This is a genomic window from Streptomyces sp. GL_148 (assembly GCF_057834205.1).
In genome coordinates, this window is record NZ_CM174396.1 from 7,261,666 (window position 1) to 7,274,374 (window position 12,709).

General features: G+C 74.5%; 10 protein-coding genes. 7 read left to right on the top strand and 3 right to left on the bottom strand.

The genetic code is table 11. The annotated features are described in order from the left end of the window. Positions 1-64 precede the first annotated feature (64 nt). Positions 65-1,336, top strand: a complete 1,272-nt coding sequence (locus tag AC3IYI_RS32805) for an aminotransferase class I/II-fold pyridoxal phosphate-dependent enzyme (RefSeq protein ID WP_489411758.1) — start codon at positions 65-67, stop codon at positions 1,334-1,336. A 59-nt stretch (positions 1,337-1,395) separates the two neighbouring features. Continuing rightward, complete coding sequence (locus tag AC3IYI_RS32810) at positions 1,396-2,499, top strand: MBL fold metallo-hydrolase (RefSeq protein ID WP_489407076.1); 1,104 nt, start codon at positions 1,396-1,398, stop codon at positions 2,497-2,499. Positions 2,500-2,797: 298 nt separating this feature from the next. On the opposite strand, the gene AC3IYI_RS32815 is transcribed toward AC3IYI_RS32810, so the two are convergent. The 3 genes from AC3IYI_RS32815 to AC3IYI_RS32825 are packed head-to-tail and all read right to left on the bottom strand — an operon-like array spanning position 2,798 to position 6,158. After that, the gene (locus AC3IYI_RS32815; protein WP_489407077.1) at positions 2,798-3,424 is read right to left on the bottom strand and encodes a DedA family protein; all 627 of its coding nucleotides are present in this window, start codon (positions 3,422-3,424) and stop codon (positions 2,798-2,800) included. Beyond that, positions 3,421-4,191, bottom strand: a complete 771-nt coding sequence (locus AC3IYI_RS32820; protein ID WP_489407078.1) for an MBL fold metallo-hydrolase — start codon at positions 4,189-4,191, stop codon at positions 3,421-3,423. The genes AC3IYI_RS32815 and AC3IYI_RS32820 overlap by 4 nt, the downstream gene beginning before the upstream one ends. Positions 4,192-4,250: 59 nt before the next feature. After that, complete coding sequence (locus tag AC3IYI_RS32825; RefSeq protein ID WP_489407079.1) at positions 4,251-6,158, bottom strand: zinc ribbon domain-containing protein; 1,908 nt, start codon at positions 6,156-6,158, stop codon at positions 4,251-4,253. 339 nt (positions 6,159-6,497) lie between these two features. Here AC3IYI_RS32825 and AC3IYI_RS32830 point away from each other — a divergent pair, with 339 nt between their 5' ends. The 5 genes from AC3IYI_RS32830 to AC3IYI_RS32850 all read left to right on the top strand — a co-directional run bounded on the left by AC3IYI_RS32830 (position 6,498) and on the right by AC3IYI_RS32850 (position 12,709). Beyond that, a complete protein-coding gene (locus AC3IYI_RS32830; RefSeq protein ID WP_243341689.1) occupies positions 6,498-6,902 on the top strand; it encodes a hypothetical protein in 405 nt (134 codons plus the stop codon). A 203-nt stretch (positions 6,903-7,105) separates the two neighbouring features. Then, complete coding sequence (locus AC3IYI_RS32835; protein ID WP_489407080.1) at positions 7,106-9,202, top strand: phage holin family protein; 2,097 nt, start codon at positions 7,106-7,108, stop codon at positions 9,200-9,202. A gap of 76 nt (positions 9,203-9,278) precedes the next feature. Further along, on the top strand, positions 9,279-9,728 hold the full coding sequence (locus AC3IYI_RS32840; protein ID WP_489407081.1) for an SRPBCC family protein: 450 nt from the start codon (positions 9,279-9,281) through the stop codon (positions 9,726-9,728). 108 nt (positions 9,729-9,836) lie between these two features. Continuing rightward, on the top strand, positions 9,837-10,898 hold the full coding sequence (locus tag AC3IYI_RS32845; protein WP_489407082.1) for an ATP-binding protein: 1,062 nt from the start codon (positions 9,837-9,839) through the stop codon (positions 10,896-10,898). Beyond that, on the top strand, positions 10,895-12,709 hold the full coding sequence (locus AC3IYI_RS32850) for a vWA domain-containing protein (protein WP_489407083.1): 1,815 nt from the start codon (positions 10,895-10,897) through the stop codon (positions 12,707-12,709). Before AC3IYI_RS32845 ends, AC3IYI_RS32850 begins: the two co-directional genes overlap by 4 nt.

Consider the following 12,709-nt stretch of genomic DNA (forward strand, 5'->3'; position numbering starts at 1 on the left):
GCATGGTCGGGAGCGCGGGGACGGCAGGGAGAGGTGGCGCGCGGTGTCGGGGATCCAGCGCACGATGGCCGAGGGCCGTGGCCCGGTCCGCTACGGCCCGCCCGCACCCCAGCCGGGTCTGCCCGTCCTGCCCGAGCTCACGGCCGTCCTCGCGGCGGCCGCCTGGCGTTCGGCCCCCGAACCGGCCGGCGGGGGAGTGCCCGTACGGGCCGCCGCGGCCCGGCACTGGGGGCGGCGCGGGCTGCCGACCGACCCCGACCACGTGGCCGCCGGACCCGGCGCGCCCGCCCTGTTGCTGGCGCTGCTCGGCGCGTACGGCGGCGACGTCATGCTGCCCCGGCCGTGTCCCGCCTGGTGGACACCGCAGGTCCGGCTGCTGGGACGGCGGGCCTACCACGTGCCCACCCCGGCCGAGTGCGGCGGCGTACCCGACCCGTACGCCCTGCTGGAGACCGTGCGCCGGGTGCGCGCCGAGGGCGGCGACCCGCGGGTGCTGCTGCTGTCCGTGGCCGACGACCCGACGGCGACCGTCCCGCCGCCCGAGCTGCTCCGGGAGGCCTGCGAGGCCGCCGAGTCCGCCGGGCTGTTCGTCGTCAGCGACGAGACCTGGCGCGACACCGTCCACCGGCCGGTCCACGGACGCCCGGGAGGCCCGGGCACGGCCGCCCCCGGCGGGCTCCGGGACCTGTCCCACGACAGGCTCGTCGTGCTCAGCCCCGCCGAGATGCTCCCGGACGACACCGCCGTGCTCCTGGACCTCTCGGGCGCGCTGCTGCCCGCCGGCTGGCCCGCCGCCGTCATCCGCTTCCCCGGCACCCCGCACGGCACCTGGCTGCGGGCCCGCACCCTGGACGTGCTCACCGCCACCGGCGGGTTCGTCGCGGGCCCGGTCGCCGGGGCGGCCGCGCACGCCCTCGACGAGCCCCCCGCCGTGGCGGGACGCACCGCCGCGGCCGCCGCCCTGCACGGCGCGGTGGCCCGCGCCGCGCACCGGGAACTGCTGGCCGCCGGGGCGCTGGCCCGGCCCCCGCAGGCCGGCCGCCACCTCTACGCCGATCTGACGCCGCTGCGCGCGGGGCTCGCCCGGCAGGGGGTCGGCGACGCCATGGAACTGGAGGACTGGCTGGCCGGTCGGCTCGGCGCGCCGACGCCCGGCGGGCAGCGGTTCGCGGACGAGCCCGTCGCCCCGCGGGTCCGGCTGTCGACCGGACCGCTGCTCGGAGCCACCCCGGAGGAGCAGCTCGCGGCGCTCACCGCGGCCGACCCCCTCGCACTGCCCCACGTACGGGACTCCCTGGCCCGGCTCCGGTCGATCCTGGCCGGGCTGTCCGACTGAGGGCCGCCCGCGAACCCGCCCGGAAAAACCGCATGCCGCCGGCGAACGGAGACTTCTCGATGAGGGATCAGACGGACGCCCCCTCGGCTTCCCGGGCCGAGGCGGAGGCCGAGGCCGGCCCGGCCGTCCCCCTGGCGGCCACCCGGGCGGGTGTCGGCGCCGGTGTCGGCGCCGGTGTCGGCGTCCGGCACGCGCGGCCGCGGCCGCTCGGCGAACACCGGCTGTGGCCGCGCTCGTTCGCGGACCGGCTGACCACCCCGTTGCCGGGGCTGCGCGCCTTCGCCCGGCTCGCCCGCGAGGGCGCCTTCCGGCCCGGCCCCGACGGGCTGCGCGGCATCCCGGACCTGCCGTACGCGCCGGCCCCGCTGCCCGCCGTGGCCGCCGGGACGATGTCCGTGACCTGGGCCGGGCACGCCAGCTGGATCCTGCGGATCGGCGGACTGACCGTAATGACCGATCCCGTCTGGTCCCGGCGGATCCTCGGCACCCCGGCCCGGATGACCCCCGTCGGGGTGCGGTGGGAGGAACTGCCGCGGATCGACGCCGTGGTGATCAGCCACAACCACTACGACCACCTCGACGCCCCCACCCTCAAACGGCTCCCGCGCGCGACGCCGCTCTTCGTGCCGGCCGGCCTCGCGCGCTGGTGCCGGCGGCGGGGGTTCACCCGGGTCACCGAACTGGACTGGTGGGAGTCGGCCGAACTGGGCGGCGTACGGTTCGAGTTCGTGCCGGCGCACCACTGGTCGAAGCGGTCGCTGATGGACGCGTGCCGGACGCTGTGGGGCGGCTGGATGCTCAGCGCCGCCGAGGGGCGGGGCGACGCCCCGAAGAAGGTCTACTTCGCGGGGGACACGGGCTACGGACACTGGTTCGGCGAGATCGGGCGGCGGCACCCGGGCATCGACCTCGCGCTGCTCCCGATCGGGGCGTACGCCCCTCGGTGGTGGCTGCGGGACGTCCACGCGGACCCGGAGGAGGCGGTGCGGGCCTGTCTGGACCTGGGGGCGCGGCGGATGGCTCCGATGCACTGGGGCACGTTCGTGCTGTCCTCCGAGCCGGTGATGGAGCCGCTTCAGCGGGTGCGTGCCGCCTGGGCCCGTACGGGCCTGCCCCGGGAGCACCTGTGGGACCTCCCGATCGGGGCGTCCCGGGCCTTCTAGCCGTGGCTGGCCGCAGGTGTGCCGCTGCGCGGGGCGGAGTTCCCCTACCCACCCTTCGCCCGTTCCCCGGGCTCTGCCCGGACCCATCCCCCAGACTCCGTCCGGGGGGACCCCCAGGGGGCTCCGCCCCGGACCCCGGTCCTCAAACGCCGGACGGCTGAAAGTGCCCCGCGTCGGCCTGCACGTGAACGCCGGTGGTCGGGGAAATCCAGCCCCGCCGGCGTTTGAGGCGCGGGGGTCCGGGGGCTGGTCCCCGGCAACGGTGCCGCACGGGAGACGGGTTCCGGGACCGGCCAGGTCAGCCGCGGATGCGGCGCCACACCGTCGGGGCCGCGCTGATGAGCACCGTGAGGGCGACCGCCACGGCCACGCCCTTCCAGGGCTCCGCGAAGAGGGAGCCGCCCACGATGCCGATCAGGCCGTAGGTCGCCGCCCAGGCCAGGCAGGCGGGGCCGTCGCCGCGGGCGAACCGGCGCAGGGGGAGCTCCGCGAGGAGGCAGGCCAGCATCACCGGGATGCGGCCGCCCGGGAGGAGGCGCGAGACCACCAGGACCAGTACGCCGTTCTCGTCGAGCTTGCGCTGCGCCTGGGCGAGGCGTTCCGGGGTCGCCCGCCGGCGCAGTGCTTCCAGCCAGCGCGATCCGTTCCGCGAGTGCACCCCGCGCCGGCCCAGCCAGTACAGCGCCAGGTCCCCGGCGAAGGCGGCCAGCGCGGACACCCCGAACACCAGCAACAGCCCGAAGGGCAGCGAGTCCTGGTGGAACGCCACCACCGCCGCCGTGCTGACCAGCGCGCCCGTCGGGATCACCGGCACCAGCGCGCCCAGTGCCACCAGCACGAAGAGGGTCGGATAGCCGATCGCCTGCTGGGTGGATTCCGGCGGTACCTGCGCGGCCGCCTCCGCGAGCAGGGACAGGGCCCTCACGGCAGTCGCACCCGTTCACCGTGCGCGGGCACCCGGACCGTCACCTTCGGCGCCTCCCGCCGCGCACACCGTACGAACTCCTCGCCCGGCGCGTGGAACTCGTGCGGCCGGACCGCGTCCATCCCGATCGGCCAGTACGTACCCCAGTGCACCGGGACCGCCGCCGCCGGTGCCAGCAGGGCCAGCGCCCGCGCCGCACCCGCCGCGTCCAGGTGCCCGGGACCCAGATAGGGCCCCCAGCCGCCCACCGGCAGCAGCGCCACGTCCACCGGTCCGACCTCGTCGGCCATCGAGGCGAACAGGCCGGTGTCCCCGGCGAAGTAGGTCCGCGACGAGCCCTCGATCACGTACCCGAGCGCGGGAGCGACCCGCGGGCCGAACGGCAGCCGCCGCCCGTCGTGCCGCGCGCCGACCGCCCGGACCCGTACGCCGTCCCCCACGGTCACCGCGTCGCCCGGCACCACCTCCGTGACCTCCAGCCCCCGCACCCCGGCTATCCGCGCCAGCCCCGCCACCGCCCCCGGCGCCCCGCGCGGCACCAGCAGCCGGGTCCCGCGCGCGAGGCGCGCCAGCGAGGGCAGGTGCAGGTGGTCGGCGTGCAGGTGCGAGACGAGCACCGCGTCGGCGACCGCCGCCTCCGGCGGGGGCACCGCCCCGCGACGGCGCCGCAGGTGCGCCAGCCGGCGCGTGAAGAGCGGGTCCGTGAGCAGCCGGACACCGGAGTCCTCGACCGTGCACGTGGCGTGGCCCCACCAAGTGATGTCCACCGGCCCCTGATCCCCTCCCTGGTCCCGTCTGTCACCGGGTCCCGTCCGAGCGTCTCTGATCAGCTTAGTGATCCTGTGCCAGACATAGCGTCTGGTGCGCGGATGTGTTCCCACCGTGGAGGGGTGGCGTGGGCGTGGAGGTGGAATCCCGCGCCCAGTGCCGCTCCTCGTGGCCGGTGTCGGCTGGTGGCGGGTGTGCTGATCGTCGTCACGTCCTGGTGCCGGTGGGCTGCGCGGGGCAGCCGTCTCCGGTCCGTGTGAGCGTGTCCCTCCGGACGCTGGCCTGCCGGGGCCGAAGGCCCGACGGGGGAGGGTGTCCGGCGTCGCCTGGGCGTCGGACGTGTTTGCTTGTGCCGGGTGGGCCCGGTCTTGGACCGGTCCCGGCTGGTTTTCGGCGCGGTCGGCGTGATGACCGCGCCCGCTTCGAGGGTGTCGACGACCGCGCGGATGGCCATCGCGCCTGTGGTGCGGTCGGTGACGGTTTTGGTTTGGTGGGAGAGTCCGCGTGCTGCGATGCGCTGCCAGGCGCCCTGGTCGCGGTCTCCCTGCCAACGGCAGTCGGGCTTGGGGCAGATGGCCCATTTCCAGCCGGGTGTGGTGGGCCGGTCGGGGGCTTCGCGGTGCCGCAGTGGGGTGAGGCATTGGGGGCAGTGTTTGGAGGTGTTGCGTGCGGGGACGGTGACGACGGCGATGCCCGTCTCTGCGGCCACGTGCCGCATACGGTCCACGATCTGCCCGCGTACCTGCTGGGAGAGCCGGGTGTTGTGGGTTCGGCCCATGCCACGGGCTTCCATCGAGCGGAGGTCCTCGACATAGATGACAGTCGCCCCGGCCGTGATGGCCTGGTCCACTGCCCACCGGGCGGCCGCCCACGCCAATGCGTCGTTGAGGTTGGACCGGCGCGCCGAGACGTGGGCGATCTCGTCGCTCAGAATGGTGTGCTTGGCGGCCAGCGGGTGACGTTCGTCTCCGGTGGTGAGCCGCTTGTAGTGGCTGGCCTTGGAGTGAAGGTGCTCGCCCTGCCGTCGCAGCCGGTGCTGTTTCGCGAGGACTCCGGCCGTCCGGAACATTCCTCCGGCCCCGAGGGTGGTGATCCGCCCGTCCTCGTGCAGCCGGACGGCCCCGGTGGACAGCAGGGTGTTCAGGCCCCAGTCCACACCGAGCGCCACCGTGTGCCCACTGCGGGCCGTCTTCGGCACCACGTGGGTGTAGGCGAGATCGGCGCGGACACGACCCTGGTACGGGCGCAGCGTGGGCAGGTGCAGCACCGCGCCCGCCGGGACCGTCGCGGGCAGCGTGACGGGGCAGGACACCCACGTCCAGTCCCGGTGGGAACGCGGGTCGGCCCGGGTGGGGAGCTGCAAACGCAACAGCGCACGGCCCGGCTCGGTCTCGTGACGTTCGATGGTGGCCTGCTGCCCGTCACACGCCGACAGCAGCAGTAACCGCGCTGCCGTGGGCGCGGCCTCCATCTCGAACAGACCGGTAGGCATCCGGTCGCGCTTCCTGGCGAACGAGACGATCTGCCGGGTGCGGGAGTGGATGACGCTGGACGGCAGATCCCGGCCGCCCGGCACGGCCTCACGCACCGCGTCCCACTCCTCAGGCGTACGCCTGCCGGGATCGGCGGGCCATACCTTGAGTACGCCGGCGGTCAGGTCGGCGCGCCACTTCGCCGACCGCAGCAAGCGTCCGGCCTGCTCCTGCGCCATGCGGACGATCCGGTCATTGACCCGAATGCCTTCGGGCGGCGAGCCGCTCCAGCCCAGACGACGCAGAGCCATCCACGCGTTCGACGGCAGCTTCCTGCCCCCGCCGTCCTCCCCGGAGGCCAGCACATCCACATCGGCGGGCTTCCACCGGTCGGCCAGCAGCCCGGCGACCAAGGCGGCCACCAGATCGGCTGCCCAGCCGACCCGATCCGCCAGCACGGAGACCGCCAACAGCTCACCAGTCTTCTCGTCCACGCCCGTCCGCAACACACCACGGGCACAAGCAGTCCGGGCGGCCTGACCCGCGGCGAGCGACACCTTACGACTCAACGCCCACCTCCCCTGCCGCCAGCGCTGTCATCCGATCAACGACACCACGCGCGAAAGGTCACCCATTCGACCCACGAACCCACATCCGACACCCCACACCGCACGGTCACTACGGCGAGAACACAACACGATCACTACGGATCCCCAAGGAACTGCGTGAGCCTAAAGGCTGCCCGCCAAACCGCCCGGAACCAGGAAACCGGGCATAGAGGCCGCCCCCCGGCCTCTCCTCCCCGGCGGCGGATCGGAGTAGGGTCGGGCGGCATGGATGAGCTGCGCGTGGCGGCGATCGCCAGCCTGGCCCCGCTGGAGGATCTGGACACGGATCCCTTCGCCGTCGACACCCGGAGCCAGCACGCGCTGTGCGCCCGCTGGGCGGCCGACCGGGGCTACGTCGTGACCCGCCAGCTGTTCGTCTACGGACTGCGCGCCGACCACTGCGGGCTGTGGAACGACATCGACGCCGGGCGCGTCGACCTGTTCGTCACCGCCAACCACCGGGTGCTGACCCGCGCGCTGCGCTCCGTGGGGGAGTTCACCGCGGAATGCGCACGGCGCGGCGTACGGCTGGAAACCGCCGGTCTCGACGAACCGCGCTACACCTCCGCGATGAAGGCCGAGGTGCACCGCCGGCTCTCCATGCCGACCGCCGGATACGACGGCACGTAGCCCCCCGGCAGCCCTCTCCGGCCCGCGTCGGCCTCCGGCGGACGCGCCGACGCCCGCCGGGGCAGCGCGCCGCCGCGCCCCTCCGTACGCACATCCGCCGCCCGTGTCACCCGGCCGGGCGGGCGCCGCTGTGCGAGCCTGGACACCGTGGGGACGGGGGCCCGTCGGCGCGGTACGGGCCACGGTGGTGAGGCGGGTAGGGCGTGTTGCGAGGCCGGTGGCGGAGTGCGGGCGGCGCCCTGGTGCGCGTGGTCATCGTCTGGGCGGTGTCCACCCTCACGATGCTCGCCCTGGCCGGAATCCTCCCCGACTTCAGGCTCCAGGCGGGCGCGGGAGGCGACCGCGACAGCATCACGCAGATAGGTCTGACCGCCGCCCTCGGCGCCGGCGCGTTCGGTCTGCTGAGCGCGCTGGTGTGGCCGGTTCTCGTACGCGCCCTGCTGCTCGTGCCGGCCCTGGTGCTCGGCCTGCTCGTCTTCTTCCTCAACGGCTCGCTGCTGCTGCTGGCGCTCAGCCTGATCCCGGCCGGCCGCGGCGAGGCGGACCCCGAGACGGCGGTGGTCGTCGCCGCCGTGATGTCCGCCGTCGCCTCCGCGACCTCCACCGCGCTCGCCGTCCGGGACGACGAGGCCTACCGGCGCCGGCTCTACCGGCTCGCCGACCGACGCCGGCGCCGCCAGCGCCGCGAGGGCGTGCCCGGGGCCGACGAACGCGCACCCGCCATGGTGTTCCTGCAACTCGACGGGGTCGGGTACGAGGTGCTGCGCCGCGCGGCCGGCAGCGGCCTGATGCCGACGGTGGCCGACTGGCTCGACCGCAGCCACCGCATCACCTCCTGGCGCACCGACTGGTCCAGCCAGACCGGCGCCAGCCAGCTCGGCATCCTGCACGGCTCCAACTTCGACGTCCCGGCCTTCCGCTGGTACGAGAAGGACACCGGCGAGGTGGTGGTCTGCAACCGGCCCACCAGCGCCGCCGAGCTCCAGCGGCGGGCCGTCGAACGCACCGCGGACGGGGGCCTGCTCACCCTCGACGGGGCCAGCCGCGGCAACCTCTTCAGCGGCGGTGCCGGCCAACTGGCGCTCGTCCTGTCCGTCTCCGCCCGGCGGGGCCCGCACAACCGCTCCCGCGCGGGCTACTTCGCGTACTTCTCCGACCCGGCCAACGCGGTCCGCACGGCGCTCTCCTTCGTCGCCGAGGTGGCCCGCGAGATCACCCAGTCACTGCGCGGCCGCCTGCGCGGGGACCGGCCACGGGTCGCGCGCGGCGGGCTGTACCCGCTGATCCGGGCCTTCGCCACGGTGGTGGAGCGCGACGTCGTGGTCGCCGCGGTGATCGGCGACATGCTGGCCGGGCGCGCCGCGGTCTACGCCGACCTGGTCGCCTACGACGAGGTCGCCCACCACTCCGGCCCGCGCTCCCGGGACACCGAGCAGGTGCTCGCCCGGCTCGACCGCAGCCTCGCGCTCATCGCCCGGGTCGCCGAGCACGCGCCCCGGGAGTACCGGATCGTGCTGCTCTCGGACCACGGCCAGAGCCCGGGGGAGACCTTCCTCGCCCGGTACGGGCTCACCCTGAAGGACCTGGTCCGCGCGGGCTGCGGGCTGCCCGTGTCCCGGAAGGCCGGCCGTACCCGCAGCGGCGCCGAGGCACGGGCCGCCGTACGGGCCGCCCTGCACCGGCCGGTGGAGGAGACGGACGAGGAGGTGCGACCCGGGTCGGGTCCCGACCCGGTGGTACTGGCCTCGGGCAACCTCGGGCTGATCTCCTTCACGGACCTGCCCGGCCGGGCGTCGAGGGAGCGGATCGAGCGCGCGCACCCGGCGCTGCTCTCCACCCTGGCGAACCACCCCGGGGTGGGCTTCCTGCTCGTCGACGGGACCGTCCTGGCGGCCGACGGGGCCGAGGCGCGGCTGGACGAGCCGGGCGCGGCGGAGGCGCTGCTGGCCCCCTTCGGACCGGGCGCGGCCCGGGCGGTGCGGCGGACCGACACCTTCCCGCACGTGGCCGACGTGATGGTGAACTCGGCCTACGACCCGCAGACGGGCACGGTGCACGCCTTCGAGGAGCAGATCGGCTCGCACGGCGGCCTGGGCGGGGAGCAGGGCCACCCGTTCCTGATGTGGCCGGTGGAGCTCTCCGAACCGGTGTACAGGCCGGACGGGGAGCTGGTGGGCGCGGAGGCGGTCCACGAGGTCCTGCGCCGCTGGCTCACCGAGGGGGACGGGCCCCAGGTCCCGGTCCACCCGACGGTCGCGGCGACGCCGGCCCCGGGCACGGGCCCGCCCCCGGCCGCCTGAGTCCTCTCTCCGCGCGGCGGCATCACCTGCGGCGTAATTTGGAAGGAGACAGCCAGGGGGGCTCTAAGGGGTCGCCATGTCCGCGATCAGCAACAGCATCGACATCGACCGCAGGCCTGAGGACGTTTTCTCCTACGTGACGGACCCCACGCACCTGCCGGAGTGGCAGGACAGCGCCGTCTCCGCCGTGCCGATGGGTGACCTGCCCGTCCACGTGGGTTCGAAGGTCGTCGTCACCCGGCAGATCGGCAAGCGCAGGATCCCCACGACCATGGAGTTCGTCGAGGTGGACGCGCCGAGGAGCTGGCACATTCACGGCCTCGACGGGCCGGTCCGCCCGGACGTACGGGGCCACATCGAACCCCTCGACGGAGGCACCCGCTCGCGCGTGACCATCGCCGTCGACTTCGAGGGCCACGGCATGGGCAGGGCGCTCGTCCCGCTCGCGGTCAAGCCCATGGTCCGCAAGGAGATGCCCCGCAGCGAGGAGAAGCTCAAGCACCTGCTGGAGCACTCCGCGGCCTGAGTTCCGCAGGGACGCCCCGGGGGAAAACCGGATGCTCCGGGACACGCGGTGCACCCACACTGGGCGCACCGCGTACCCGGACCCGTACCCCTAAGGACATCCCCGCCCGTGCAGGCTGCCGTCACCGTCACCCCCGCCCAGCTCCCCGAACTGCTCCTCGGGCTCGCCACCGTGCGGCCCGTGTTCCTCTGGGGGGCGCCCGGCATCGGCAAGTCCTCGCTCGTGCGGAGGTTCGCCGATTCGCTGGGGCTGGAGTGCGTCAGCCTGCTCGGTACCCAGCTCGCGCCCGAGGACCTGATCGGCGTACCGCAGATCCGTGACGGGCGTTCCGTGTTCTGCCCGCCCGAGGCCATCGCCCGCGAGGAGCCGTACTGCCTGTTCCTCGACGAGCTCAACGCCGCGAGCCCGGACGTCCAGAAGGCCTTCTACTCGCTGATCCTCGACCGCCGGATCGGCTCCTACGAGCTGCCCGCGGGCTCCATCGTCATCGGCGCGGGCAACCGGGCCACCGACAACGCCCTGGCCCGCCCCATCGCCTCCGCGCTCGTCAACCGGCTCACTCACGTCCACCTGAGCGCCTCCGCCGGGGACTGGCTGGTCTGGGCCGGCGAGCACGGCATCCACCCCTGGGTCACCGACTACCTCACCGACCGGCCCGACCACCTGTGGTCGCAGCCGCCCAAGACGGAGGAGCCGTTCTCCACGCCCCGCTCCTGGCACATGCTCTCCGACGCCCTGCACTCCTTCGGCCAGGACCTGGACGAGACGACCCTGAAGGTGATCGCCCACGGCACCCTCACCCCGGCGCACGCCGTCTCCTTCTGCGGCTATGCGAAGATCGTCCGCCACTCCTTCGGCATCGAGGCGATCATGAAGGGTGACGCGAACTGGCCCACCCGCCTCGCCGACCGCGACCTGCTCTACTACCTGGCCGACGCCTTCCGCGGCCGCCTGGTCAAGGAGCTGCCCGCACAGCGCGAACACGTCTCGCCCGCCGTACGGCAGACCGCCTACCGGGCCAAGTCCCTCCTCGTCCAGCTCGCCGAGATCTCCGTCGAGGTCGCCCAGACCGTGATCGCCGACGACGCCGACGGCCTGCCCGTGCTGCCCGCCTGGTTCCTCGTCGAAGCGGCCCGCGACATGCCGCGCCTGGTCGAGGCCCGCCGGTGACCCGCACCACCCACAAGAACACCGGCAACGCCAAACCCGACCCGGCCGCCCAGGCCTTCGCCGAGGGCCTCGCCCTGGTCAAGCGGAACCCCGCCCTCGCCGCCGTCTCCGCCACCATCTGCCGCCAGGCCAAGTGCGCGGCCACCCCCGCAGGGGGACTGGCCGCCGTCGACTCCAACGGCACCGTCCACGTCCACCCCACCAAGCGCGCCACACCCGAGGAATGGGCCTGGACGCTCTCCCACGCGCTGCTCCACCTCGGCTTCGGACACGTACCCGCCGCCAAGGACGAGTACCGCCCCCAGCCCGACCGCTTCGACCTGGCCGCGCGCTGCGCCGTCGTCAACCGCTTCCTGGCGAGCTTCGCACCCGGCTGGACCCCGGACCGCCTGCCCGCCGAGCACCCCGGCGGCGACGAGGACCTGCTCGCCGCCCGCTGGCGCCGCGACGGCATCCCCCCAGCCCGCGAGAACTGCGGCACCGCCGGAGACCACCCCGACCAGGTCCTGGTGACCTGGCGGGCGTGGAACACCGCCGTCCCCGACTGGGAGACCGCCTTCGCGCACGCCCTGACCCGCAGCGTCTCGGCCGCCATGGACGTGGCCGGCGGCCGCCGCGACCGGGTCACCGGGGAGCGTGTCCGCCTCCACCCGTGGGACCGGGCCCTGAACTGGTTCGTCTCCTCGTACCCGCTGCTCGGGGGCCTCGCCGCCGGGCTGAAGATCGTCGCCGACGCCGAGCTGGCCCGCGCCCAGGGCATCGACATCGCCGCCGTCAGCGCGAGCGCCGGCGAGATCTACGTCAACCCGCTGCGCACCTTCACCGACGGGGAGTGGCGGTTCATCCTGGCCCACGAGATGCTGCACGCCGCCCTGCGCCACGGCGAGCGCCGCGGCGCCCGCGACCCGTACCTGCACAACGTGGCCGCCGACTACGTGGTCAACGGCTGGCTCGTGGAGATGGCCGTCGGGGAGATGCCCGAGGGGCTGCTGTACGACCCGGCGCTCAAGGACCTCTCGGTCGAGGAGGTCTACGACCGGATCACCACCGACCTGCGCCGCATGCGCCGCCTCGCCACCCTGCGCGGCAAGGGCCGCGGGGACATCCTGGGCGAGCCGCTGCCCCACCCGGAGAGCTGCCCGTACACGGACCTGGACGACTTCTACCGGCGCGGCCTCGTCCAGGGCTTCGACCTGCACGCGTACGGGGAGCGCGGCCTGCTGCCCGCCGGGCTGATCCAGGAGATCCGGGCCCTGGCCCACCCGCCCGTGCCCTGGGACGCGGCGCTCGCCCGCTGGTTCGACGAGTACGTGCCGCGGCCCCTGGCCGTACGGTCCTTCGCGCGCCCGGCCCGCCGCCAGGCCTCCACCCCGGACATCCCGCGCGCGGGCCGGTACTTCCCGCCCGAGGAGGTGGCCCGCTGCACCTTCGGGGTGGTCCTCGACACCTCGGGGTCGACGAACGCCGCCCTGCTCGGCAAGGCGCTGGGCGCGATCGCCTCGTACGCGCAGGCCCGCGACGTGCCGGCGGCACGCGTCGTGTTCTGCGACGCGGCGCCGTACGACGCGGGCTATCTGCCACCGACCGAAATCGCCGGGCGGGTCCGGGTACGCGGCCGGGGCGGCACGGTCCTGCAACCGGGCATCGACCTGCTGCACCGGGCGGAGGACTTCCCGCCCGGGGCGCCGGTCCTCGTGATCACGGACGGCGGGTGCGACACCCTGCGGATCCGGCGCGAGCACGCCTATCTGATCCCGCAGGGTGCCTCCCTGCCGTTCACGCCCCGAGGGCCGGTCTTCCGACTGACCTGA